A 24,537-nucleotide genomic window follows, 5' to 3' on the forward strand; every position below is an offset into this window, starting at 1 on the left:
TGAGGAACAGTATTACGATACCTATAAACAGTGGCGGCCCGCGGCAGTGGACCTTGGTTGCGCATTTATTGGAGGAGACACATGGCTGAACAACGTGCCGTCGCTATCATTGGAGGCGGTGTAGTCGGGGTGAGTTGCGCGCTTATGCTAGCGCGGGAGGGGCACACCGTCACGGTCTTCGAGGAGGGCCGCGTCGGCCACGGTTGCTCTTGGGGCAACGGCGCCCAATACAATGCTGGATCGGCTCTTCCTATGGCTCATCCCGGTGTCATGTGGCGCGCGTTGCGCTGGTTCGCTGATGCTGATGGCCCGGTGCGCCTCGCCCCGCGTGAATTGCCCCGCACCATGCCATGGCTAGTACGCTTCCTGCGTACGGGGCGTCCGCAGACCTGGGAGGCGGCCTATACGGCGTTGCACGCCCTTAACCAACCATGCGCGGCTCTGTATCGCGATATGCTCGGCGACACCGACTGGAAACGATTGTTCCGGCCGAACGGCGCTCTCCATGTTTGGCGCAACCGATCGCCGAGCCCGCTGGAAGAGCAGGTGGACGGCCTGCGGACGCGGCATGGCGTGGCCTTTGAGAAGCTAAGCGCCGAGCAGGTATACGAGTTGGAGCCTGCTTTGTCCCACGATTACAAGCGCGGGATATACTTTCCCGGCAGTGGTCACGTCACGTCGCCTCCGGGGCTGGTAGAGGGCTTGATGAATAGAGCCATTGCGCTAGGCGCTTCAATTCGGGCCGCGCGCGTTGAGACGATAGAGCCGGGCACGGAATGTGTAACGCTGCAAACGAGCGCCGGTCCCCACCGCTATGACAAGGTGGTTGTCGCGGCGGGTATCGCTAGCCGCGATCTGGCACGCTCCCTAGGAATTTCCCTGTCGCTGGCCAGTGAGCGCGGCTATCACATCACCATGCCCGCTGGTTCCGGTGCCATTAGCCGCCCGGTCACCGACGCGGCCTCAGCCTTCGTTGCCACGCCGCTCCAGGAAGGGCTGCGCATCGTGGGCATCGCCGAATTCGATGCGCCCGACGCGCCGCGCAACGTGAAGCAGAACAAGAAGCTGCAAGCCTACGCCCGCACGATGCTCCCTGACATTTCCCTCAGCCAGGTGACTGACTGGATGGGTGTAAGACCATCGACGCCAGACAGCCTCCCGATCATCGGCGCCCATCCCAAGCACGCGTCCATCTTGTTCGCCACTGGTCATGGTCACATGGGCATCAGCGGTGCCCCCATGACTGCGGCTATCATCTCTGACCTCGTGGCGGGCCGCGCGCCCCGCATTTCAAGCGTCCCTTACCGCCTTCGATAAGAGGGGGTAGCCACTTAGCGTTGACTGCTTGATGCTGAGCGTCTCTGCCGTTCGGCGGAGGCTTTGATGTGGGACGCAGCTATCCGCCCAGAGTGACTGGCACGGTTGAAAACCATGGCGAGCTGCCCGTGACCAAGGTTTCTCCCGAAGGGGGCAGATCCATGCCGGTGAACCCGACTTCTAATTGTATCCTGCCGTGAGCTTCGTGCTTCTTATTCATGCATGTTGTGCACAGGGGAGCTTGATCTGCTTGGCAACGCTAGGACAGAGAAAAATGGGTGTCCTGCCCGCTACCATGCTTGAGGCTTGGTCGCCGCCGGCGCTCGATCGCTGCTTCCGTTCGACAGGGATGCCTCGCCCGGAGCAGGTTTTGCATGAGCACGATATCTTTTTGTATTGCGTTGTCACCCAGTTTTGATATAGTACATTATCGAATTGTCATAATACAGAGTCTGCTGAGACTAGGACAACGAGGGAGGAGCATTCCCATGAATCGTTACCTGCGTGCGATTGTTGCTGTCACCTTTGGTGCGGCGGCGCTGTTCGGTCCGGCCTCCATGCCGGCTCGGGCTGAAAATCCCTCCCTGGTGCTCGACCGGATCAAGGCCAGTGGCAAGCTCAAATTTCCAGTGATGGTCGCGGAAGAGCCGGGCTACATCAAGGATCCCCGCACGGGCGAATGGTCAGGATTTTTCGTCGACTGGGGTAAGGATATCGCGAGTCTGCTCGGCGTTCAGGTCGAATACTATGAGACCACCTGGGGCAACCTCGCAGCCGACTTTCAGGCCGGCAAAATCGACCTTGCGGTGGCGCTTAATCCCAACCCTCGCCGTGGCCTCGTCATCGACTATGTCCCGGGCTCCATTGTTGAGGGCATCTGGGCGCTCGTCGCGCGTCCTGGCTTTACGCCCAAGACCTGGCGCGAGATGGACAAGAAGGAAGTGCGCGTCGCCGTGCAGAAGGGCGGCACAATGCAAGTCATCGCCGAATCCGTGATCCCGAACTCCACCATCGTCGTGGTGCCCACGCGCGACCAAGCGGTGCTAGAGCTACAGTCAGGCAAAATCGACGCGATGATCATTGCCGACCAGGATGCGGCCCTTCTCGACTCCAAGGGCGTCGGCAAGGCCGTGGTACCCACACCGATCCTGCGCAACCCTGCGACGATCGGCATCCGCCGCGAAGCCGGAAACGAGGGCTTCTCCAACTTCCTGGCCAATTGGATGTCGCAGCAGAATTCGCTCGGCCTCGCTTGCTCGCGCATCACTCGTTACATGCTCGAGCGCGGCATCGACATGAAAGTGGTTCCCCAGTCCGGCAAGTATTGCTGACGCCATGCGTACGAGCCGTCTCTTCACAGTCATCGACAGCCACACCGCAGGGCATCCCACCCGAACGGTCATGGCGGGCATCCCTCCGTTACGCGGGGACAGCGTGCGCGAGCAGCGGGACGATTTCCGCAACAACCATGACGGCTTGAGAACGTTACTGCTCCATGAACCGCGCGGGCATGCCGCCACGGCTGCGGCTGTGCCCGTGCCCTCCCGTGAGGCAGACCAGGGTCTTTTCTTCATCTTCTCCTACGCCTATGCCGACATGTGCGGTCATGCCACGATTGGCTACATCGCCAGTCTAGCTGCGATGGGGGCGCTCCCGTACGGCTTTGAGCGAAACGGCATGTCCATCGAGACCCCGGCGGGTATCGTCCATGTGACCGGCACGTTCGAAGCCGGGCGGCTGACCTCTGTCCTGTTGCGCAACGTACCCTCTTTTGTGCTCGCCTCCGATGTTGTTTCGGAGGTCGAAGGTCTCGGCACAGTGACCTGCGACATTGCTTATAGCGGGATCACCTACGCACTGGTCGACGCGGACGAAGTCGATCTTCCATTCAGCATCGACCATGCCAGCCGATGGTGCCGCGCGGGGGTCGCGATCAAGGAAGCGCTGAATGCGAGAAGCGGAGTGCCGCAGGTCGACAGCGTTCTGTTTTACCAGTCGATTACGGCTGGCGCCCGCCATTTGGTGATTTTGGCCGGCAATAAGTTCGACCGTTCGCCTTGCGGCACCGGGACATCCGCCCGATTGGCCCAGCTTCACGCCCGCGGGCAGCTGGTCGTGGGCGCGCACTACCGAGCGGAGAACATTCTTGGCGTGCCCTTTGAGGCCAAGATCGCGGAGTTGGGCAGAGGGCATGATGGCCAGCCCGCGGTCATTCCCGAGGTGCGGGGCATGGCTCATATCGCTGCATTCTCTACGCTCGTGCTGGAAGCGGACGATCCGCTGCCAGCCGGCTTTCTTCCCACCTGACGGGGGAGTGCCATGAAATTTGATCCGTCCATCGTCTTTGCGAATTGGGACATTCTTGCCTACGGCCTGCTCGTCACTCTGAAGTACACAATCTACACATGCGCCATCGGATTGGTGATCGGCCTTTTTGTGGCGCTCCTTCAGCTCACCCCCTGGCCATTGGTGCGATGGACCGGCCGAGTCTGGGTCGAGTTCTTCCGCAACATTCCCCTGCTCGTGCTGCTGATGTGGACCTATTACGCGCTGCCGATCTTTCTTCAGATCCAGATCGGCAAGGAAACGGCGGGCATCCTGGGTCTCGGGTTCTACGCCAGCGGCTTCTATGCGGAGATCCTGCGTGCCGGCGTCCAGTCGATCGACCGTGGCCAGACCGATGCCGCAATCGCTTTGGGAATGGGGTACGTGCAGCGCATGAAGCGGATCATCCTGCCGCAGGCGCTCCGCCGCATGGTGCCGCCGCTGATGGGCCAGACAATCATGCAGCTCAAAAACACGACTCTTCTCTCCGTGCTGACCATCCCCGACCTTCTTTATCAAGCCGGCTATATAGCCAGTTTCACCTACCGGCCGATGGAGGTCTACACCGCGATCGGCCTCGTCTTCATCCTCTTGTTGTTCCCTCTCAGCGCTCTTTCCCGGCGATTCGAACGCAAGGAGGCCGCGTGATGGCCGTAACATCCTCTGAGCTCGTACTGAGCGTACGGGGCATAGAGAAATCGTATGGAAAAAATCATGTACTTCGCGGCGTCGATCTCGATGTCCATCGCGGAGAGGTGGTCTGCCTGATTGGCGCGAGCGGCTCGGGCAAAACCTCGCTGCTACGATGCATGAACCTGTTGATGGAGCCTGACCAGGGCGAGATCGTCATCGAGGGGGCGCCTCTCTTCCGTCGCTGCGGGGCCGAGCGGCTGAAGCTCTCTGGCCGGCAGGTCAGCGCGGTGCGCGTCAAAACCGGAATGGTGTTCCAGAGCTTCAACCTGTTCCCCCACCGTACGGCGCTAGAGAACATCATCGAAGCCCCAGTAGTGGTGAAGAAAGTGGCGCGCGGCGAAGCCGAGGCCCGGGGTCGCGAGCTCCTCACCCGTATGGGTCTTCCCGAGGCCGGGCATAAATACCCTTCACAATTGTCGGGCGGTCAGCAGCAGCGCGTTGCCATCGCCAGGGCGCTAGCTATGCAGCCCACCATCATGCTTTTCGACGAGCCGACCTCGGCGCTGGACCCAGAACTAGTGGGCGAGGTGCTCGCCGCCATCCGCCAGCTCGCCGCCGAAGGAATGACCATGGTGATCGTCACCCATGAAATCGGCTTCGCCTATGAGCTGGCTGATCGGGTGGTCTTCATGGACCAAGGAGTCGTTGCAGCCAGCGGAGCTCCCCGTGAACTCCTGCTTTCGAGCCAAAACCCGAGGCTCGCTGCCTTCGTCGGCCGGTTCACTGAACAGGCTCGCCTTCTCGGCCCCCTCACTTCGCAGGCGGCCGCACCTCCATCCACATCTCCAGCATAGGACTGTAAATCATGACCAACGTGAACTGGGGCGGTATCTTCCCCGTGCTCGTCACTCCCTTTAGCGCCAACGGCTCCATTGATGAGACCAGATATAAGGCGCTCATTGACGATGCGATCGCCAATGGCGCGCAGGGGGTCGTGGCCGCTGGCAGCACCGGAGAATTTTATGCGCTCACCAAGGCCGAACGCGCGCATCTCTACAAGTTGACCGTTGACCATGTGGGCGGCCGTGTTCCCGTGCTGGCAGGCGTCGCCGATTTGCGTGTCGAGGACGTGCTGGAAGCGTGCCAATCGGCCGTGGCAGCGGGGTGCGCGGGCGGCATGATCCTGCCACCCATCTACGCTATGCCGAGTCCGCGTGAGATCGTGACCTTCTTTGAACACATCTCCCGCAACACGTCACTGCCGCTGATGCTCTACAACAGCCCACGGCGCGCTGGCATCGACATCACGCCAGCCCTTGTGGAGCAGCTCTCTGCGCTGCCAACGGTGGTCGCGATCAAGGATAGCTCCGGCGTCATTACTCAAGTGACTGAGCTTGTGCAGCGTGTCGGGAACAGACTTCGTGTCTTCGTCGGTTACGAGACAATGATCGTGCCGGCCCGCGCCGTTGGTGCCCACGGAGTTGTCGCCATGGCGCATCAAATCGCCGGGCCTTTGATCCGCGACTACTGGGACAAAGCCCTGGGCGGTGACAAGGGATTGGACGATCTCGGCCGCGACGTCTTCGCCTTCTATCGTTGCTTCCAGTCCGGATCCTATTACGCGGCCATCAAAGAAACCATGAGCCAGCTAGGTCGGAGCGCAGGTGACCCGCGTCTGCCGCTGCTGCCTTTGGCAGACGAACAAAAAGCGGCCATCGCGAAGATCATCTCTGAGGCCGGTCTTACTCGCTGGGCTAAGGCCTGAGGGGATCGTTCCAATCCTGCCGTTGGCGAAATTAGTATCGATCGCAGAACCCACTAATTGGGCGGGCAGAGACGGTTCACATCTAAGCCGCCTCGACAAAGGGGCTCGGTCGCATCGGGCTCTCGTTCACTCGCGTCTGAGCGCAACATATCCGTTTAAGGAATAGAAGATGTATACCAAACTGGCACTCCTCATAGATGGTGAGTGGATCGAGGAAACCAATGCTGGAAGCGAGACCGTTCTCAACCCGGCGACGGAGCAGCCTCTTGGCAAGCTGCCGCACGCGGGGACGGAAGAACTAGACCGCGCACTCACGGCGGCAAACCGGGCCTTCGAAGGCTGGAGGCGCACCTCGCCGTATGAGCGGGGGCAGATCTTGCGCCGCGCGGCCGGCCTGATGCGAGAGCGTTTAGACCATATCGCCACTGTGCTGACCTTGGAGGAAGGTAAGACCCTCGCGGAAGCGAAGGGAGAGATCACCGCCGCGGCAGAGTTTTTTGACTGGTTCGCGGAAGAGGGGCGGCGCAGCTATGGGCGAGTGATCCCGGCGCGCCTGCCCGATATGCGCCAGACGGTCACGCAGGAGCCGGTCGGCCCCGTCGCTTGCTTCACGCCCTGGAATTTCCCGGCAGTAACGCCCGCGCGCAAAATCGCTCCCGCTCTTGCCGCCGGATGCACTTGCATTATCAAGCCAGCTGAGGAAACGCCGGGGACCACGCTAGAGATGGCGAGGGCGCTCACCGACGCAGGGTTACCCAAAGGCGTACTGAACGTGGTTTTCGGCATACCGGCAGAAGTGTCCGAATATCTCCTGCGTTCCCCCATCATCCGCAAAATCTCGTTCACTGGATCAACACCCGTGGGACGTCAGCTCGCTCGGCTTGCAGGAGAGACCCTGACGCTCGCCACGATGGAGCTGGGCGGCCATGCACCGGTGATCGTCGCGAAAGACGCCGACGTGCAGCGCGCGGCGGAGCTCTCCATGACCATCAAACTGCGCAACACTGGCCAGGTTTGCACTTCGCCGACACGGTTTTTCGTCGAACAGCCAGTTTATGAAGAGTACCTCGAACACGCTCGTGCCTTCGTGGATAAGCAAGTGGTCGGAGACGGCCTGCAAGCGGCCACCACCGTGGGGCCGGTCGCCAACGCGCGCCGTATCGCTGCCATGGACGACCTGATCTCCGACGCCTTATCCCATTCGGCGCGTCTTGTGGTGGGAGGTGAAAGACTGAAGGGGGCCGGTCTGATGTACAGGCCCACCATCCTGGCGGATATGCCCGAACAGGCGAGAGCCATGAGAGAGGAGCCGTTCGGCCCGCTTGCGCTGGTACAACCTGTTGATGACCTAGAACAGGCCATCGCACGGGCGAATGCATTGCCGTACGGTCTCGCCGGGTACGCCTTCACCCGCTCTGCCGCGACTGCGAACCGCATAGCGGAGCAGATGGAGGTCGGAGTCATCGGCATCAACCAGATGGTGGTGACAATACCCGAAACGCCGTTCGGCGGGATCGGCGACAGTGGCTGGGGCCGCGAGGGCGGCATCGAAGGCTTAGAGTCCTATACGGTAAGGAAGTATGTCGGCCATCTTCATGTCTAGCAAACGATGAGACCGAAACGAAAAGGAGCGCGGGAGATGAGCTTGGACGGGCCGGTTTCAGGCTGGCGACCTCGGCAGCTCGCTTCCGAGGGACCGCGGTACCTAGCCCTGGTCAACGCTCTGGAGCAGGACATTGCCGATGGCCGGCTGTCGGATGGCGATCGTCTGCCACCGCACCGAGACCTGGCACGAGAGCTTAGTCTCTCGGTCGGTACCGTGAGCAAAGCCTATCAGGAGGCGGAACAACGCGGGATCGTCAGCGGCCATGTCGGGCAGGGTACCTTTGTCCGGCGCCGCTCCGCTTCCCGAGCTGAGCCGACGGCAAAACATCAACCCGTTAACCTGGCGCTGAACGTCCCGGTGGAGGGTGGCGAGCGGCAGATCTTGTCCACGATGTTCAATGAGGTGGTGCGCGAACCTGATCTTGCACCGTTGCTGCGCTACCATCCCCATGGCGGCATCTGGGAGCACCGCGAGATCATCGCAGCTTCGCTGTCTGATAACAGCTTCACAATCAAACCTGCCCAGTTGTATCTATGCAACGGCGCTCAGCACGCCATCGACATCGCCCTTCGCCTCGTCGCAAAGCCAGGTGACAGTATCTTGGTCGATACCCTCACATATTCCGGCTTCAAAGCGATCGCCGCTGCTAGCCACCTCAATCTGGTGCCCGTCACGATGGACGAAGAGGGAATAGTCCCGGAAGCAATGAAGCAGGCGTGTCGCGCGTCTGACGCGCGGGTGCTCTATTGTATGGCAACCTTACAGAGCCCCACGGCTCGCACCATGGGTCTCGCCCGCCGACGCCGAATCGCTGAACTAGCCGAAGAGCTCGATCTCGCCGTCATAGAAGATGACGTTTACGGCTTCTTCTTCACGGAGCGTCCGGTGCCGATCGCCTCCCTGGCACCTAACCGCACCTTCTACGTCACTTCTTATTCCAAGTGCCTTGCGCCCGCCTTTCGGCTCGGGACATTAACGGTCCCGCCGCACTACATTGCTCAAACCGAGCTACTCCTGCACGCGTCCGCCTGGTTTGTGGCTCCCATGCTAAGCGAGGTGGTAATCCGGATGATCGAGAGCGGCAAGCTTGAAGAAATTCTGCATGAGCGGCGTCTGCAAGCGCGCGAGCGCTACCAGGTGTTCCTGGACGTTTTTCCGAACGCCTCAAAGCTTCATTTCCCGGCCTTCTACGGATGGTTGCCATTGCCGGAAGGGTGGTCTGCGGATCAATTTGCCGCCACCGCCCGAGGTCGGGGCATACTTGTGACACCACGCATCGCGTCGGCGGTCGGCGAAGTTGATCCCGGCGCAACACGCATCTGCCTTGGCGCACCAAGGGATCTTTTCGAACTCTCCGACGTGCTGCAGACTTTACGCGATATACTGGCTCGCTATCCGATAAACGTCGTTTCTGTGGCCTAACCGTCTCTCGCTCTGGTTTGTTCTATCCGTCGTGTTGCCAAATACGGGAGCGAGATTGTACTCGTATTCAGACGTTCTGAGCTTCGACGGACGCTTGCGACACGAATCTCCTACAATACATGATCCAACCGTTCCGGGATCGCCCCGTTGCTCAATTTGGCTCGATCACTAGCGCTCTACCAGCGGATCGAAGCTGGAGCTGAGGTTCACCGGCTCCTGAGAACACGGTGCGCGCGCGCCCAACCCTTCAGGCCAATCACTTGATCGGCAACGCGCGGTACGCCAACCTGGCGCTCGCTGGCGACCGGCGCTCGCTTCAGCAAACGTTCAAGTTGTCACTGCAACGAACATCGCGGAGAACCGTGAGCTCAGCGTCGATGCTTCTGACGACCTGCTGTAGGGCCAGTCGTCGCATTAGCCAGCATATTTCGGGACTACTCGCCCTGGCAGTCACCAATACTGGGGTGTCAACTACACCACTTGGATAATGGCCCAACAATAGCTGCTACCAAAGGATGTTCCTCGACCAACCGCTAGGCGTCGACAGCTTTGGTGCGCCGCAAGGGGGTGCGGCTGCTGTCGAAACCCTTAGCTCGTGCGGCGCCATCGGCCTCAGTGCCAGCAACCAATGCCAGATATCTGTCGAGAGCCTTCTGAAATTTCGCGCTCCATATCTTTTGCGCTTCGTCGCGTCTTCCGTGCCGGATCGCTTTGTACAGCCGCATAATGTACCTTTGGGCGTCCCCTTTGCGATCGGTGTAGACGACGGAAAAGAAATTGTTGAATCGCCTGATGTCACCGGTCAGTTCCGAAAAATAGCGCATCGTTCTTTGAAGGCCCGTCGCGTCTACGATGGCTTGCTGAAATTCAAGATCAGTCTTCACTGACTCTGCTTGATCCTCAAATTCGGAGGATTTCAGGGCATTTTGTGCGAGCTTTTCTATCTTTTTCAATGCCTTATCGGAAATTTGCTTTGGATGAGCGAAAATATGATCAAGCGCTAACCTGCCCATGGCCATTCGAAGATTATATACTTCGGCGATACTGTCCGCGTCGACTGCGGTCACCGATGCACCTCTATTCAGCTTTATTTCAACAAATCCTTCTCGCGCCAAAAGCCGTAGAGCCTCGCGGACTGGATGGCGGGAGATATTCAGCATTTCGATCAGTTGCTGTTCAACAAGCCGATGGCCGGGCTTGAAATGCCCGGTGATTATAGCATTGCGGATCTGCTCTGCCGCAAATTGAGTGCTTTCAATACGGGTCATTTGACCCAGTACAGCACTATTCCCATGTCTAGCTCGCATCGAGTTCTCCTCGTGACCCTATAGAGGATACGTACACGGGAATCTCATTGTATACTATATACAGGGGGCGATGAAACACGAAAGAAGCGCTGCCGTTCGATGGTCCGCACCACGGATCCACTCTACGCCTCGAACGACACACGGCACTGGCGCCGGATCAAACGCTCGAGTGATCTCCGAGAAGCGCGCGGTGCGACGCACCCCGGCAAAACTTAAGATCTCAAAAGCCGGTCTGAATTCGCCTAAGCTCCTGCACCTTTCGCTCAACCTGAATACGACGCAGAGCTGTAGCTGAGGTGTGCCTACGGAACCGCGTCAACGTTCAGCAGTCGGTTCCTGGCGCGCTCGGCGATTCCGCTCACGCGCAATTAGCAAGGCTGCACGAGAAAGCAGTTCGCGAACTCATCTGGGATTGTGGATACGCCGCGAGAGTTTTGGATTGCTGCGAGGCATCGAAGCGATCGTGCGTGGCAGGAGCAGGCAAGTCGGCCGAATGGTGAGTATCAAGCCTCCCGAGCTCGGCCGTGCTCCGCTGCCGGTTCATCGTACTGAGTGATCTCTTCCTGAATACAAATTTTCGTACCGGTGCAGAGTTCGCGGACGTCGCGCGTCGGCAATCCTTACACAAACGCATGAACAACGGTATTCTGTTGACGGATTGTAGATAATCAGTAATCTATGCAGCATGGCTGCAGCCACTGTTTGCGGCGTCCTGCAATCGTGGTCGTGCTCGCTATTGCTTCGCGACGTCAGTCACTCCGCTGATGTTGGCGGCAACTTTCGTTCTCGTATGCGTGAACAAAGACCAGCTTGATCAGCGGCCCCGCGAAAGATTAGAGGCGCTTTCATCAAAGACGAGGTGCTCGAAAGTCCATCGCAAGAGCAAACCACGAGAAGACATACCAACACGGAAAGGTGCAAGGATGAGATCGTATAACTTAACGGGGAAGACTGCGCTTGTAACCGGAGGGGGCTCCGGGATCGGCCTTGAAGCCGCGCGCCTTATGGCGGAAGCCGGTGCTAAGGTCGCAATTAATTACTTGCCATCCGACAACCGTGGCGAAGCCGCGTTAGCGGACCTTAAACGGGCAGGGCTGGCAGTGATTGGCGCGCCTGGCGATGTGGGAGATGCCGATGATGCGCCAAGAATGGTATCGAAGGCCATCGACAGCCTTGGGCGCTTGGACCTCCTGCTGAACAATGCTGGGACCCCCGGTCGCAATACACCGGTGCCGATTGCGGATCTCGATCAGCTTACAGAGGAGCTCTGGGCGACTTTGCTGGGCGTGAATCTCATGGGCGTGTTTCGGTGCGCCAAAGCGGCTGCACCGGCGCTTAAATCAGCAAAGGGAGCAATCGTGAACACGGCATCCGTTGCTGGCTATGGAGGAATCGCCAGCACGATCCCATACAGCGTATCTAAGGCCGGGGTGATAAATCTAACCAAGAACTTGGCAAACGCGTTGGCTCCCGACGTTCGTGTCAACGCTGTCGCGCCCGGCACGGTCGATAGTTCCTGGGCGATGAAGCGGGAGGAGGAGCGTCATGAGGCCGTGGTCGCTAGAACGCCCTTGAGAAAAGTTTGTACAACCACAGATGTCGCAGAATTGATGATCTTTCTAGGTTTTTCCGGCAGCATGATCACGGGCCAAACAGTGATCATTGACGGCGGCGCGCACAGCTAATTTCATCCCTTGCAGAATGGAAACTGACATGGAAATCGTAAAGCTAAGATCTGGCAGCATCTTGGAAGAGCGACTCGCTTACTCTCGAATCGTCGCGGTTGACAATTGGATATTCATGTCGCTCACGGCCGGAAGAGATTATAAGACACGTAGGATGCCAGACACGGCCTTGGAACAGGCTAAGCTGGCAATGAAGAATGTTGAAGGTGCGCTTGAGGCGGTCGGCAGCGGACTGTCAGACATTGTTCGCCGTCGTATCATCGTTCCCCGGCAAGAAGATGTTGCGGAAGTAATGTCTTATATCGGTGAGAAATTCCGCAATATCAATCCGGCAAGTACGGTCAGTTGTGGGCCGCTAGGCGGGCCTGAATACCTTTTTGAAATCGAAGTCACGGCCTACCGCGGCGCAGGCAGCCTACCGACGAGAAATCTCACGATTGCGCTTTGACCGGCCAACCAAGCGTCCCATACGAGCGGAGCCGGCCGAGTCTTTTCTCCAAGTCTTGGGTGGGAGCGCGAGTCTATATCGAAGGTGAGAAGAATGGGATTACGCAAGCGGCCCGCGGCTTCACTATCAGCGTAAGTGAAGTCGGCTAGGAACTGCGCAACCCATCGTATGGGATCAAGGGTGCTTCCTTCGCGCGCCATTTGCAAGGAGGAAGCCGTCACACCGTTTGATCGCGAGCTCATAGCCGGCTCAGAAGCAACATTGAGCCGGATCTCACATGCTCGCGCCTGGCGTTTCGGCAGACGTTTGCTACACGACCATTTTGCTGGTGAAGACCCAGCGATGCGAGGGTTGGGACTTGCGTGGTCGGTATGGCGGGCAGCAGCCACGTCAGTTAGGACCAAGTGACCTGATCGAGCTTTATGAACAGCCCTTCAAGACAGGAGGGTGGGCTTCTCGCAGCTACTTTCATACGAGTGCTAAGCGCAGATCGACCACGGTTCTGTTCTCGTACCACAACCACGGAGTATATCTATGACATGACTTTTGGATCGCGCGACCAAGCCAGTATGGCGGGTCGTGGTCGAGTAGTGGGCTGTCCAGCGCGCCCGGTACATGACGCTGGAAGCCATCGCGCCGCTGAGCGATGATCCGACCGTAAGCCTTTCGGCCTTCGCCAGCTGACCAGCCCGGTGACTCGCAGCCAGCTACACCGCGCCAGGGGCACGATCCAATCGCCAATTGCGGCCGAACGTCAATATCGCCCGAGATCGCCTCCCCCGACCTGCACGAGCGAGAAGGAAGGGCGCGACAAAGCGCGTCCGGACTGGCCGCTTGCGGCTAACAGATCTTTCCCGGACTCCGGCTTGACGGTGCCGAAGTCCGGACTCCCGACGGCGAGAAAACGGTCGCGCGATAGGAGGTTTCGTGTTGACGGATTGTAGATGATCTGCAATTCTGACGGAAAGGAAAGCAGATGCTTGGTCAGGATCAGAGAGTTGATCGGTTCCGGCAGTCTATGCGTAGGCTTGCATCAACTGTTTGCGTCTTGTCTTGCAAGCGGGCTCGGGCTCGCTATGGCATCACGGTGACGTCGGTCACTCCGCTGAGTTTTGCGCCGATTTCGATCATCGTGTGCGTCAACAAGAGCGCCTCGATCAGCGGTCCTCTTAAAGATGAGAGACGCTTTTCCATCAACGTCCTGACGGCATCGCAGATGGACGTGTCCCAGTCGTTCAGTGGGGTGGTGCCGCCGGAGGAGCGCTTCAATGTCGGTGGTTGGCTTGAGCAGGATGGGATTCCTTACCTCCCGAACGCGCAGGCGACACTGTTCTGCGAAATGGATCAGGCTATTTCATACGCTACCCACGACATCATCATAGGACGAGTATTCGACGTCCAATTCGATCGCATCATTGCGCCTCTTATCTATCAGAACGGCACTTACGCGCTTGCGGCCCCTCTCATGCTTCAAGGGACCAGCTAACAGAGTAGCGGCAGCGTCAGATCATCACAAAAGAAGGGTAAGTGCATGCAACTCGGTCTGTTCAACCTTATGACGCTTCGCGATCACCCGGATGGTGCAAGCGGCGTCATGCGCGACACCCGCAAGATGGTAGAAGCCGCGGAAGAACTGGGCTTTGATATTGCATGGTTCGCTGAACATCACTTCGCAAATTACTCCAGCTCTCCATCTCCACTGATGATGTGCGCCTATGCGGCCGGCTGGACTAGGTCGATAAAGCTTGGCCCGGCCGTTATCGTGCTTCCGCTTTACAATCCACTTCGTCTTGCGCAGGAAATAGCTGTTGCGGATATTCAAACCGAAGGCCGTCTCGCGCTCGGGCTTGGCACTGGCTATCAGCGGTACGAGTTCGATCGTTACAAAATTGAGCTAGACGATCGCGTCGATGTATTCCTCGAATACTGGGACGTGATTGAAAACGCGCTTGTCAATGGTGAGGTCGAATATGATGGCAAGTACATTTCGCTACCAAAAACGCAATTCGCCATCAGCACTACTCAGAAGCCGCTCCCCCCAATTTTCGTAACTTCGTCCCACCCTAAATTGCTAAACCGTTTCAAGAAATGGAGAGCGGTGCCGTTCTTGGCTGCCAGCACGCTGGGTTCGCCGATTCTTTACAAGATGGTGGATGGCCTCAACGATGCCTGGAGCTCAATAGGAGAGAGACCCTCGACCAAGCCGCTTGCGATCATGCAGTACGTTGGAATTACTGATAGCCGTCGCGAGTCGCTCGAAGTGGCGGATCGCGCGCGTTACGTCGGGCGCATGGCTCACCATCTTCGAAAGGCGGAGATTCCGTTAGACAGAAGGGGCTACATCCGAGATGAGCCATACTCGGGTGAATACACCCTAGATGAATATGCAGAGAAGACTGTCGTCGGAGATCCACACACCGTCGCCGAAAAGATGGTAGCGGACATAACACGGCTCAATCCGACTAATTACACCTGCAATTTCTCGTTCGGGTGTATGCCTCTCGATAGAGCATATAAATCAATCGTGCGTTTCAAGACTGAAGTCGTGCCGCTCATTGAAAAAGAACTGGGGCCGATCGCTTCGATCGGCTCAAGAAGCGGCTCGGTGAGTGTCTAAGTGGAAATGGGCGTCGGACCTCTTAGCCTTGCGAGCCCTTTGTAAGGAGCCAGCGCATGAAGAGCAGAGCGCAAAGGGCGCGGCGTTCGAAAGCGCTAGCTGGCCGGATAGCTTTGGCGTGAACAACAGCGCAGTTCGCATCCGCTCTGAGCGTGAGAGGGGGCATCAATGGGGACGGCGGGCGGCCGCCGAGACCTTTCGCTCGCACCAGCATAGCGCTGTGCGGTCGGAGCGAAGCCCCAGCTCGGCGTATTCGCAGCTTGGGAAAAGAACTGCAGCCAAAAGATTTGTCTTGCGTCATGTAACAGAAATAATATGGTTCATTTCTGCCATTGACGCGTAACAAAATGGCGAATTGTGACGGTCGAATGTACTAGAAATACTCCGGACACTAACCGGACGCTTAATGTCTCAATTGCGGCTCGCTCGCACTCAACTGCCGCGGCATATGCAGGTGCCGTCTTTGGCTCTGGCGCGAGATTATTACCTGCATGAAAGGGGAACTTGAATGTCACGTCAGCCTCGCTTGCTCGATGATCTCCGTTCCAATCTCACCTCGCTCGAGAACCACCTTGTTGATGGGCATATCGACGGCCGCGTAAGCCGCCGAGACTTTTTACGGCATGGCAGCGTGCTTGGATTGTCCCTGCCGTTTCTCGCGCAGGTTACAATGGTGGCGGGCTACAGTGCTGCTCCATCGGTCGCCCGGGCCGCCGCTCAGCCCGGGGCTACGATCCGCATCGCTTGTGCATCACCGAAGCAAGCGATTGACCCGGTCAGAGGGGGCACCCCCGGATGTTTTCTCTTGACCCAACAGGTCGGTGAATTTCTCTGCGTTCCTGGGCCTGATCTGATTCTGAAGCCCTCCCTCGCGACAAGCTGGAAGCCCAATCAGGACGGCAGCGCCTGGACCTTTTCTCTGCGCAAGGGCGTCAAGTTCCATTCCGGCGGCGAGATGAAGGCGGACGACGTCGTCGCGACCATGGATCGACTAATCAATCCCGAAAATACTTCGAACGCGCTCACGGTATTCAGGGGTGTTTTGTCGCAAGGAGCTATCCGAAAGGTGGATGACTACACGGTCGAATTCCATCTCGACGGTCCCAATGGCAACTTTCCCTATTTGGTTTCGTCCGACAATTACAATGCCATCATCCTGCCGGCCAGCTATTCCGGAAACTTCGAGGACACTTGGGACGGCACTGGCCCCTTCAAGATCGACAGGTTCACTCGTAATGTTGGTGTGAGCTTTGTTCGAAATGACGACTACTGGGGGCCGAAGGCGCTTCCCGCAAAAACAGAATTTCTGTTCTTCGAGGACATCCAGCCGCAAATCCTCGCGCTCCAGGCTGGACAGGTTGATATGATCAACAAGATTCCCGCGCTTGCAGGAATAGCCTTGCTCAGCAATCCGGCTGTTGAAATAATCAACATCAAGTCTTCCGCAAACCAGTTGGTTGCCATGAAGTGCGATGAGGGTCCATTTAAAGACCCTCGCGTTCGCCGGGCTGTCGCGCTTTGTCTAGATCGGGAGAAACTGGTCAAAGGGTTGATGAAGGGCTATGCCGCAGTTGGCAATGACACTCCCTTTGCTTCAATCTACCCCTCCGCCGACCCGACTGTCCCGCAGCGTAGGCAAGACATTGCGCAAGCCAAAGAATTGATGAAGGCGGCGGGAATGGAGAAGGGCTTTCAGGTGACGCTCTCGACTTCGCGTTATCTTGAAATTCCTGAGTATGCCCAGCTCATCCAAGGCTGGGTCAAACAGATCGGCATCGACCTTAAACTGGATATCATGGACTACATGTCCTTTTACGGCCAGTTTGTCCCCGGTCAGTCTCCTTTTTTCGATGCAGTGCTGGGCATCGACGACTATGTCCACCGTGGCGTTCCGAATTTTCATCTCTCGGCTCTACTGAAGAGCGATGGCGTCTGGAATACGGCGCGGTTCAACAACAAAGAGTATGATGCCTTAGCAAAGAGCTACGTCGCCTCCCTTGATTTAGAGGCGCAGCGAGCAGTCTCAGGCAAAATCCAACGGCTTGTCCTTGAAGAGACTCCGTACCTTTGGAGCTACTTCTACGACCAGCTGACCGCGACGAAGAAAGGTCTTGTCGGCGTTCAGCCAACGGCTGTTGGGCATCTGTTCCTGCAGAACGCCGGGATGGCTTAGTAACGAGCGGGTAGGCGGGGCGTTAGCAGCCTCGCCTACCGAGTCGTCACGGCGGTGTGTGAAAGAGATCTATGAAGCGCTTCCTTGCTCAACGGTTCAGTTATGCGTTTGTAACGCTTTTCGTGCTGAGCCTCCTGGTGTTCTTCGGCGGCCAAGTGTTGCCCGGTGACGTAGGGCGGGCGATCCTTGGGCCATTGGCGGATCAGCAAGCCGTCGACGCGCTGAACCACCAGCTCGGTGTGGATAGGCCGCTGCTTGTTCAGTACGGCGCTTGGATTTGGAACGTTCTGCAGGGGGACATGGGGCGATCCTACGCCTATTCCGCCCCGGTCGCCCCTATCGTACTCACCGCGTTTGGGCATTCGCTCAAACTTGCGGCCGTGGTTTATCTGCTCGTTGTCCCACTGGGGATTCTTGGCGGAGTAGTAGCTGCGCTGAATGTAAACCGGCCAATCGACCGCATTATCGGCTTAGGGGGCATGTCCGCGACCGTTCTACCGGAGTTCGTCACTGGCATCGTGCTGATATTGATCTTCGCCGTGTGGCTAGGTTGGCTGCCGATCTCAGCGACCTGGCCTCCTGACGCCGGAATCCTGACGCAGATACATTACCTGATACTTCCCGCAATGCCGCTAGTTTTCGTGCTCTTTGGCTATATCGCCCGCATGGCTCGCGCTGGAATGATTGAAGCGCTGGATTCTGATTATACCCGAACCGCCGTACTAAAGGGCCTAACGTGGCCACAGGTGATCTGGCGCCATGTGTTGCGGAACGCGCTGTTACCGACGATCACAGTCATCGCCACTGAAGCCGGTTATCTGGTGGGCGGCCTTTTGGTGGTGGAGATCTTGTTCCGTTATCAGGGCATCGGCTTACTTATCTTCTCTGCAGCCCAGAGCAAGGATTTCCCGATGCTTGAGGCGGGTGTGCTGGTGGCCGGTGCAGTCTTGGTCCTGTCAACCGTTCTCGCAGATTTGTTGTATTCCCTGCTTAATCCCCGCATCCGAATAGGGGGCTGAAATGGCCGATGTCAGTACTTCGTTAAGTCTCCGGCGAGGGATCGGTGCCGCCCTATTAAGTTCCGGCGAGTTCTTGTTCGGCTCTGCCGTTCTGACCTTCTGGATCACATGCGCACTATTGGGACCTCATTTCGTGCCCTACGACCCTCTCGCCGGGGACGTGCTGAACGCTCTAGCGCCTCCGTCCGCCGACAATTGGTTCGGCACTGATCAGCTTGGGCGTGACGTTTTTTCCCGTGTCATAATCGGCTCGCGCGACATTCTCACCATCGCCCCTCTGGCGACATTCCTCGCCACGATCTTGGGAACTGCTATTGGTTTACTTACGGGCTATGTGCGGGGAGTGATTGATGACATCATCTCCCGCCTGCTGGAGGCGGTGCTGGCGCTCCCATCGATCATTGTGGTTTTGTTGGCGATCGTAGCCTTGGGTAAATCTGAAACTACCGTGATCATGGTTATCGCCCTTTCGTTCGCCCCGCGTATTGCCCGCACCGTCCGAGCCGCCGTACTTTCGGAACGCGAATTGGACTATGTCGCTGCAGCGACGCTGCGCCGCGAATCAGGAGTGCACATAGTCTTTATTGAAATCCTACCTAACATTCTTCCGCCTATCCTCGTCGAAGCCACAGTACGTCTTGGTTATGCGATCTTTGCAGTGGCTACCCTGAGCTTCATTGGCTTCGGGCTGCAGCCTCCCTCGCCGGATTGGGGACTGTCGATCTCGACAAATTACGCGATGATCGGTGCTGGCTACTGGTGGGCGGTCCTATTTGACGCAATGGCCATCGCCAGCCTTGTCATCGCGGTGAATTTGGTAGCAGACGGGCTGCATGGGGCAATTCATGACTAATCACGCCCTCTGTTTGGATCAGCTTTCCGTCGCCTATCGATCCGGCGGCCGAGATCGCGCAGTACTGCGCGACATCACTCTTAAGATTGCTCGTGGTGAGGCGTACGGCCTCGTCGGCGAGTCCGGTTGCGGGAAGTCGACGGTGGCGCTGGCAACCGTGCGCTATCTATCCCGCAATGGCAAGGTAACCGGGGGCAAGATCTTCCTCGACGGAGCGGACGCAATGGAGCTCGATACGAGGGCTCTACGGAGACTACGAGCGAGAACAGTCTCTATGGTTTACCAAGATCCCGGCAAGGCGCTGAATCCAACAATGAAGGTGGGGCGGCAGTTGGTCGAGGTTTTCGAGCTCGCGGGCTTGCCCCCGCAAGAGCGGGAGGCTCGTGCGCTCGAAATGCTCGCCAAAGTCCGTATCGCCGATCCGACCTCAGTGATGCAACGCTACCCACACCAGCTTTCCGGCGGAATGCAGCAACGGGTCGGGATAGCCATGGCGCTGGCGAGCCATCCGACGATGCTTATTCTTGATGAGCCCACTACCGGTCTTGATGCCACGGTAGAGGCCGAGGTTCTCGAACTCGTAAGCGATCTTCGGCGCGAACTCGGCACGTCGATCCTGTTCATCAGCCATAATCTTGCGGTAGTGGCGAAGATGTGCGACCGCGTGGGCGTTCTTTACGCGGGAATTTTGGTCGAAGAAGGGCCTACTCGTGAGGTGCTGAGTGCGCCGCGTCATCCCTACACTGTAGCCCTGCTGCGGTGTTTGCCCCGGGCCGGGCAACGTAAGGACCATCGGAGGCTGGATACTATTCCAGGCTTCCTGCCCACGCCCGGTGCGTCGATCAGTGGTTGCCCCTTCGCCGAGCGGTGTGCTCTCGCCGATAACCATTGCCGGACCAAAATTCCGGATCTGCAAGATAATGGAAGTGGCCGGCTCGTGCGTTGCCATTACCCAGATCGGGCAGCGGATCTTCCCCGCAGCACTGCTCCGGATGCGGTACTAGCGAAAGCGAGGGCGGGTGCGGAGCCGGTGCTTCGGGTAAGCAATGTTTCGAAGACTTTTGGCCAAGGCGAGCATGCGATCCGCGCCGTGGTGGATGTCTCTCTTAACCTGCAGCCAGGAGAGACGCTCGGGCTAGTGGGCGAGTCGGGCTCTGGCAAGACTACGCTGGCTCGCATGCTTCTGGGCTTAGTGTCGCCTGATCCCGGCGGGACTCTTGAGCTTGATGGCAAGCCCCTTGCTTCAACCCTTGAGCGACGGCGAGATGAGCAGGTCAAGGCAGTCCAGATCATCTTCCAGAATCCGGACTCGGCGCTCAACCGTTCTCATTCCGTCGAGCACATTATTGGTCGGGCGTTGCGGAAGCTTGGTGGATTTCGCGGCGCCGATCTGTCTAATCGTCTTCGAGCGCTCGTTGCAGCTGTCCGCCTGGCTCCCCAACATTTGTCTCTCAGGCCGCGCCAGCTATCAGGTGGCCTGAAGCAGCGAGTGGCCATTGCACGAAGCTTCGCGGGCGCCCCTCGAGTGGTAGTCTGTGACGAACCTACTTCATCACTTGACGTGTCGGTTCAGGCAGCGATCTTGAACCTACTGGCTGAGCTCCAGGCGGCCCAAACTGTGAGTTACATTTTCATTTCTCACGATCTTGGCGTGGTGCGCTATCTTTCCGATCGAATTGCGGTGCTCTATCTTGGGCGCCTCATGGAGGTAGGACCTTCGGAGCGTGTATTCGCAGGACCAAGCCATCCTTACACCGAGGCACTTCTATCCGCCGCTCCCAACCTTGAAGGTATCCGCAAACGCATCCGCCTGACAGGCGAGATTCCTTCCGCAGCCAATCCGCCGCCCGGTTGCGTTTTCCAGACTCGATGCCCCCGTAAGCTCGGGACTGTCTGTGAGACCAGCGAGCCGCCGCTGGTCGAAGCGGAGGTTGGGCATATCATCCGTTGTCATATCGCACCCGCAGAGCTCGCGTCCCTCCAAAGGGAAACAAAGCGCCTGGCAGACGCCACAGCGGATGCTGCTTCTTGATAAGATCAGCCGCGATTAGCGGATACCAGCGAAATAGCGTGTGACCAACATAGGCCTCCAAGGGGTGGCCTAGCGCTGAATGTTTTGGCCATAACAGAACAACTGCAACAATTGAGGTGAACCGATGGGCATGCTTGAATTTGAGGGGAAGGGCTATCCCGACGGCCGTGATTCCGATCCTCGGGAATTCGGCTGGATGCATGGCGCGCCGCCGCCCCCCGATAAACGGATAACTTTCGAGAGCGGCCGCTTCCTCCATTTTCCGCAGATCCGCTGGTCGCTGTCTCACATGCGCGAGCTTGCCGCGACAGCCAATGTGGAGCGCGGGCAGCCCGCGCCGTTCGAGCGTAGGGACAGAGCCGCTGACATCGACGCGCTCACCTTCGTGGACATGAACGGCCGCGCCCGCAGATTCGAAGATGCGCTCTATGACAGTTACGCCGACGGGCTCGTGGTGCTGCATCGCGGGCGGATCGTGTACGAGCGCTACTTCGGCGCGCTCGAACCGCACCTGCCCCATTCGTGCTTTTCGGTCACGAAGTCGTTTGCGGGCACATTGACCGCAGCCTTTGTGCATGAAGGCGTTCTCGATGACACAAAGACGATCCCGCATTACCTGCCGGAGCTGGGTAGCTCCGCTTGGAAGGACGCCACCCTGCGTCAAGTGATGGATATGGAAACCGGTCTGGCATACACGGAAGACTACGTCGACGAGAACTCCGGCGTGAGCGCGTACGGGCGCTCCTTTGGTTGGCGGCCGGTCGGCTATGACGGGCCGAAGACCATGTGTGACTACCTGCGCACGGTAAGTAAAGAAGGCGCGCACGGCGAAAAGTTCGCCTATAAAACAGTCAACACAGAAGTGATGGCCTGGGTGATGGCGCGCGTGACAGGCCGCTCCTTCGCCGAACTGCTTCATGAACGCCTCTGGGTACCGCTCGGCTGCGAGCAGGATGCTTACATCAGGATCGATCCAGCAGGGATGCAGTCGGCCGGAGGTGGGCTGAGCGCAGCGCTGCGCGACGTGGCGCGATTCGGTGAGTTGATGCGGTGCAAAGGTGACTGGAAGGGGAAGCAACTCATTCCGGAGTCCGTCGTAGTCGACGTGCAAAAGGGCGGGAACCAGTCGCGGTTCTCAAAGGGCGCCCCGGGAATGCCAAAATACTCATACCGCAGCATGTGGTGGGTGACGCATAACGAGCTGGACGCCTTCGAAGGCCGCGGCATCCATGGCCAGCGCCTGTATGTCGCGCCAAAGGCTGACATGGTGGTCGCTCGTTTCGCCTCGCACCCCGTAGCGTCTTCGATGAACGACAAGATAACCCTTCCCCAGATGCTGGCGCTTGGGAAGATGCTGCGCGAATAGTAGGGCATTCTGCGCCGAGCCGCTTGCGCGGCGCTTAGCAGGGGCGGCCGCATTTGCGGCCGACATTTGCCACGCGTATGCGACCCGGCTACGCGGAGCGAATTGCCTCGCTTAAGCTTCGTTCTAGTCGTCCAGCCACAGTCACGGGACACCGCGAATGCCGTTCAGGCTGGCCAGGCTGGCAGTCGGCAAGAATGACGATTTATTTTCGCGCTAAAGCGAACAAACTCGGGGATTTTGTTCCCGCGCGTAGCGTAACTCTTCTGCGAATCTGGTGCCGACCTTTTGTTTGGTTCTAGTGAACGCAGCGTGGATCCCAGCAACAAACGTTTGTAGGCTAAAATGAGCCAAGAGATCATCGCACTAGGCGAGAAGCTTTCCCGGCAAGCCCAGACTACGCCCAATGCGCCGGCGGTTAGTTGCGGTGAGACCACTCTCACCTGGAGCCAACTGGAGGCTCGCACCAACCGCATCGCCCGGGCTTTGGAGGGGCTGAGCGTCCAACTGGGGGACCTGGTCACCATCGGCCTACCGAATGGCGTTGAGTTCATCGAGGCCTGCTGGGCTGCCTGGAAACTGGGTGCGACGCCGCAGCCGGTATCTTTCCGACTACCGAATACGGAACTGTGCGCGATCATCGACCTCGCCAATCCGGCAGTGGTGATCGCATTGCCTGGCATGGAAGCTGGCCGACGCCGTTTCACCGTTGAGGATCTGCTCGCGCTTTGCGAGGATGACCAGCCGTTTAACTCACGCGTGGCCCCAGTATTGAAGGCGGTAACCTCGGGCGGCTCGACAGGACGGCCCAAGCTGATCCTGTCCGGCTCGCGTGGAGTAACACAGGCGCAGCCGGCCGATGGCCCAAGTTTTTGGCGTTTCGGCCCTGGCGACACTGCGCTTATTCCTGGGCCGCTCTATCACAATGGCCCTTTCGGGTGCGCGCTCGACGCCTTAACTCACGACGCTCATGTTGTGGTAATGCCGCGCTTCGACGCCGAGGGCGTACTGGCGCAGATCCAGCGTCATAGAGCGACTTGGGTCTATCTCGTGCCAACCATGATGAGCCGCATCTGGCGATTGCCGGAAGAGGTGCGAGGTCGATATGATCTCTCGTCGCTGAAGACGCTCTGGCATTTCGCCGCGCCGTGTCCGCCGTGGCTCAAGGAGGCGTTTATCAACTGGCTAGGCCCGGAGGTGATAATGGAGCTCTATGCCGGCTCTGAGAACCAAGCGGGTACCACCATCACCGGGAACGAATGGCTCCTTCACCGCGGCTCGGTCGGGCGCGTGAGCTCGGGTGAAATGAAAGCCTTCGATGCTGATGGAAACGTGCTGTCGCCAGGCGAAATAGGCGAGATCTATATGCGTCGATCGGCGGGATCACCGCCGACGTACAACTACCGGGGCGCCACGGCGCGCACCCTGCCGGGCGGCTGGGAGAGCCTCGGAGACATCGGCTACTTTGACGCAGACGGCTACCTCTTCCTCTCTGACCGTCGTACCGACATGATCTTGGTCGGAGGGTCAAACGTCTATCCGGCAGAGGTCGAAGCCGTGATCGACGAGCTCCCGCAAGTCATTTCGAGCGCAGTGGTTGGCCTACCGCATGAGGACATGGGCTCCTCCGTCCACGCCATTGTTCAGGCACGTCCGGGTCTGACAGAGGAGGCGCTACTGGCGCATCTGGCCGAGCGGCTTGTAACCTATAAACTTCCGCGCACGATTGAGTTTGTCGACGAGCCTCTTCGCGATGAAGCAGGCAAGGTGCGGCGAACGCATTTGCGTGACGAACGTATCGCTCGAATGAAGTCCGCGGTCAGCCAAACCTAGTCGCCCCTGCGTGCTATCAAAAGGTGCGCAGGATGGGCGCGAGAGGCAAGTCGTACATCGTGGGTCCGAGAGTCCGGCCAGAGAATTCCGCGCACCATGATGTTTATTCACGCAGGCACATAGGGCTCGCGGTGGTGAG

General features: G+C 58.5%; 19 protein-coding genes. 18 read left to right on the forward strand and 1 reads right to left on the reverse strand.

Translation table 11 applies throughout. The features are described from left to right. Positions 1–81: 81 nt before the first annotated feature. From IVB13_RS00720 to IVB13_RS00755, 8 genes are all read left to right on the forward strand, one after another. Positions 82–1,317: an FAD-binding oxidoreductase gene (locus tag IVB13_RS00720; protein ID WP_247447204.1), complete on the forward strand. Its 1,236-nt coding sequence runs from the start codon at positions 82–84 to the stop codon at positions 1,315–1,317. A gap of 374 nt (positions 1,318–1,691) precedes the next feature. Continuing rightward, positions 1,692–2,648 (forward strand): transporter substrate-binding domain-containing protein, encoded by a 957-nt coding sequence (locus IVB13_RS00725; RefSeq protein ID WP_247487315.1) that lies wholly within the window; start codon positions 1,692–1,694, stop codon positions 2,646–2,648. A gap of 4 nt (positions 2,649–2,652) precedes the next feature. Beyond that, on the forward strand, positions 2,653–3,624 hold the full coding sequence (locus tag IVB13_RS00730) for a proline racemase family protein (RefSeq protein WP_026233549.1): 972 nt from the start codon (positions 2,653–2,655) through the stop codon (positions 3,622–3,624). Positions 3,625–3,636: 12 nt separating this feature from the next. Then, positions 3,637–4,290, forward strand: a complete 654-nt coding sequence (locus tag IVB13_RS00735; RefSeq protein ID WP_018458287.1) for an amino acid ABC transporter permease — start codon at positions 3,637–3,639, stop codon at positions 4,288–4,290. Continuing rightward, the gene (locus IVB13_RS00740) at positions 4,290–5,129 is read left to right on the forward strand and encodes an amino acid ABC transporter ATP-binding protein (protein WP_247487317.1); all 840 of its coding nucleotides are present in this window, start codon (positions 4,290–4,292) and stop codon (positions 5,127–5,129) included. The genes IVB13_RS00735 and IVB13_RS00740 overlap by 1 nt, the downstream gene beginning before the upstream one ends. 11 nt (positions 5,130–5,140) lie before the next feature. Beyond that, a complete protein-coding gene (locus tag IVB13_RS00745; RefSeq protein ID WP_018458289.1) occupies positions 5,141–6,040 on the forward strand; it encodes a dihydrodipicolinate synthase family protein in 900 nt (299 codons plus the stop codon). A 169-nt stretch (positions 6,041–6,209) separates the two neighbouring features. Next, the gene (locus tag IVB13_RS00750) at positions 6,210–7,643 is read left to right on the forward strand and encodes an NAD-dependent succinate-semialdehyde dehydrogenase (RefSeq protein WP_247447199.1); all 1,434 of its coding nucleotides are present in this window, start codon (positions 6,210–6,212) and stop codon (positions 7,641–7,643) included. A gap of 36 nt (positions 7,644–7,679) precedes the next feature. Further along, the gene (locus tag IVB13_RS00755) at positions 7,680–9,068 is read left to right on the forward strand and encodes a PLP-dependent aminotransferase family protein (protein WP_026233550.1); all 1,389 of its coding nucleotides are present in this window, start codon (positions 7,680–7,682) and stop codon (positions 9,066–9,068) included. A 533-nt stretch (positions 9,069–9,601) separates the two neighbouring features. Here IVB13_RS00755 and IVB13_RS00760 read toward each other — a convergent pair. Next, positions 9,602–10,336 carry a GntR family transcriptional regulator gene (locus IVB13_RS00760; protein WP_018458293.1) on the reverse strand — a complete coding sequence of 245 codons (735 nt, stop codon included), beginning with the start codon at positions 10,334–10,336 and terminating at the stop codon, positions 9,602–9,604. A 962-nt stretch (positions 10,337–11,298) separates the two neighbouring features. Between IVB13_RS00760 and IVB13_RS00765 the strand changes: the two genes are divergently transcribed. The 10 genes from IVB13_RS00765 to IVB13_RS00810 all read left to right on the forward strand — a co-directional run bounded on the left by IVB13_RS00765 (position 11,299) and on the right by IVB13_RS00810 (position 24,398). Then, the gene (locus IVB13_RS00765) at positions 11,299–12,060 is read left to right on the forward strand and encodes an SDR family oxidoreductase (RefSeq protein ID WP_026233551.1); all 762 of its coding nucleotides are present in this window, start codon (positions 11,299–11,301) and stop codon (positions 12,058–12,060) included. A gap of 28 nt (positions 12,061–12,088) precedes the next feature. Continuing rightward, a complete protein-coding gene (locus IVB13_RS00770) occupies positions 12,089–12,508 on the forward strand; it encodes a RidA family protein (RefSeq protein WP_039800367.1) in 420 nt (139 codons plus the stop codon). Positions 12,509–13,484: 976 nt separating this feature from the next. Beyond that, positions 13,485–13,994 carry a flavin reductase family protein gene (locus tag IVB13_RS00775; RefSeq protein ID WP_247487319.1) on the forward strand — a complete coding sequence of 170 codons (510 nt, stop codon included), beginning with the start codon at positions 13,485–13,487 and terminating at the stop codon, positions 13,992–13,994. Between the two features lie 45 nt (positions 13,995–14,039). Beyond that, the gene (locus tag IVB13_RS00780; protein WP_018458297.1) at positions 14,040–15,125 is read left to right on the forward strand and encodes an LLM class flavin-dependent oxidoreductase; all 1,086 of its coding nucleotides are present in this window, start codon (positions 14,040–14,042) and stop codon (positions 15,123–15,125) included. 508 nt (positions 15,126–15,633) lie between these two features. Beyond that, the gene (locus tag IVB13_RS00785; RefSeq protein WP_018458298.1) at positions 15,634–17,298 is read left to right on the forward strand and encodes an ABC transporter substrate-binding protein; all 1,665 of its coding nucleotides are present in this window, start codon (positions 15,634–15,636) and stop codon (positions 17,296–17,298) included. Positions 17,299–17,369: 71 nt separating this feature from the next. Beyond that, a complete protein-coding gene (locus IVB13_RS00790; RefSeq protein WP_018458299.1) occupies positions 17,370–18,317 on the forward strand; it encodes an ABC transporter permease in 948 nt (315 codons plus the stop codon). A 1-nt stretch (position 18,318) separates the two neighbouring features. Continuing rightward, on the forward strand, positions 18,319–19,170 hold the full coding sequence (locus tag IVB13_RS00795; RefSeq protein ID WP_247487321.1) for an ABC transporter permease: 852 nt from the start codon (positions 18,319–18,321) through the stop codon (positions 19,168–19,170). Then, positions 19,163–21,202: an ABC transporter ATP-binding protein gene (locus tag IVB13_RS00800; protein WP_039800371.1), complete on the forward strand. Its 2,040-nt coding sequence runs from the start codon at positions 19,163–19,165 to the stop codon at positions 21,200–21,202. Before IVB13_RS00795 ends, IVB13_RS00800 begins: the two co-directional genes overlap by 8 nt. 124 nt (positions 21,203–21,326) lie before the next feature. Next, complete coding sequence (locus tag IVB13_RS00805; protein ID WP_247487322.1) at positions 21,327–22,568, forward strand: serine hydrolase; 1,242 nt, start codon at positions 21,327–21,329, stop codon at positions 22,566–22,568. Between the two features lie 342 nt (positions 22,569–22,910). After that, entirely contained in the window at positions 22,911–24,398 is a 1,488-nt protein-coding gene (locus tag IVB13_RS00810; protein WP_247487324.1) for an AMP-binding protein, read from the forward strand. The last annotated feature ends 139 nt before the right edge of the window (positions 24,399–24,537 follow it).

Source organism: Bradyrhizobium sp. 17 (assembly GCF_023073515.1).
Classification (GTDB): domain Bacteria; phylum Pseudomonadota; class Alphaproteobacteria; order Rhizobiales; family Xanthobacteraceae; genus Bradyrhizobium; species Bradyrhizobium canariense_D.

Bases quoted from the DNA above. Each gene is read 5' to 3' on its own strand.
- IVB13_RS00720 (WP_247447204.1), top strand. From the start codon at position 82: ATGGCTGAACAACGTGCCGTCGCTATCATTGGAGGCGGTGTAGTCGGG.
- IVB13_RS00725 (WP_247487315.1), top strand. From the start codon at position 1,692: ATGAGCACGATATCTTTTTGTATTGCGTTGTCACCCAGTTTTGATATA.
- IVB13_RS00730 (WP_026233549.1), top strand. From the start codon at position 2,653: ATGCGTACGAGCCGTCTCTTCACAGTCATCGACAGCCACACCGCAGGG.
- IVB13_RS00735 (WP_018458287.1), top strand. From the start codon at position 3,637: ATGAAATTTGATCCGTCCATCGTCTTTGCGAATTGGGACATTCTTGCC.
- IVB13_RS00740 (WP_247487317.1), top strand. From the start codon at position 4,290: ATGGCCGTAACATCCTCTGAGCTCGTACTGAGCGTACGGGGCATAGAG.
- IVB13_RS00745 (WP_018458289.1), top strand. From the start codon at position 5,141: ATGACCAACGTGAACTGGGGCGGTATCTTCCCCGTGCTCGTCACTCCC.
- IVB13_RS00750 (WP_247447199.1), top strand. From the start codon at position 6,210: ATGTATACCAAACTGGCACTCCTCATAGATGGTGAGTGGATCGAGGAA.
- IVB13_RS00755 (WP_026233550.1), top strand. From the start codon at position 7,680: ATGAGCTTGGACGGGCCGGTTTCAGGCTGGCGACCTCGGCAGCTCGCT.
- IVB13_RS00760 (WP_018458293.1), bottom strand. From the start codon at position 10,336: ATGACCCGTATTGAAAGCACTCAATTTGCGGCAGAGCAGATCCGCAAT.
- IVB13_RS00765 (WP_026233551.1), top strand. From the start codon at position 11,299: ATGAGATCGTATAACTTAACGGGGAAGACTGCGCTTGTAACCGGAGGG.
- IVB13_RS00770 (WP_039800367.1), top strand. From the start codon at position 12,089: ATGGAAATCGTAAAGCTAAGATCTGGCAGCATCTTGGAAGAGCGACTC.
- IVB13_RS00775 (WP_247487319.1), top strand. From the start codon at position 13,485: ATGCTTGGTCAGGATCAGAGAGTTGATCGGTTCCGGCAGTCTATGCGT.
- IVB13_RS00780 (WP_018458297.1), top strand. From the start codon at position 14,040: ATGCAACTCGGTCTGTTCAACCTTATGACGCTTCGCGATCACCCGGAT.
- IVB13_RS00785 (WP_018458298.1), top strand. From the start codon at position 15,634: ATGTCACGTCAGCCTCGCTTGCTCGATGATCTCCGTTCCAATCTCACC.
- IVB13_RS00790 (WP_018458299.1), top strand. From the start codon at position 17,370: ATGAAGCGCTTCCTTGCTCAACGGTTCAGTTATGCGTTTGTAACGCTT.
- IVB13_RS00795 (WP_247487321.1), top strand. From the start codon at position 18,319: ATGGCCGATGTCAGTACTTCGTTAAGTCTCCGGCGAGGGATCGGTGCC.
- IVB13_RS00800 (WP_039800371.1), top strand. From the start codon at position 19,163: ATGACTAATCACGCCCTCTGTTTGGATCAGCTTTCCGTCGCCTATCGA.
- IVB13_RS00805 (WP_247487322.1), top strand. From the start codon at position 21,327: ATGGGCATGCTTGAATTTGAGGGGAAGGGCTATCCCGACGGCCGTGAT.
- IVB13_RS00810 (WP_247487324.1), top strand. From the start codon at position 22,911: ATGAGCCAAGAGATCATCGCACTAGGCGAGAAGCTTTCCCGGCAAGCC.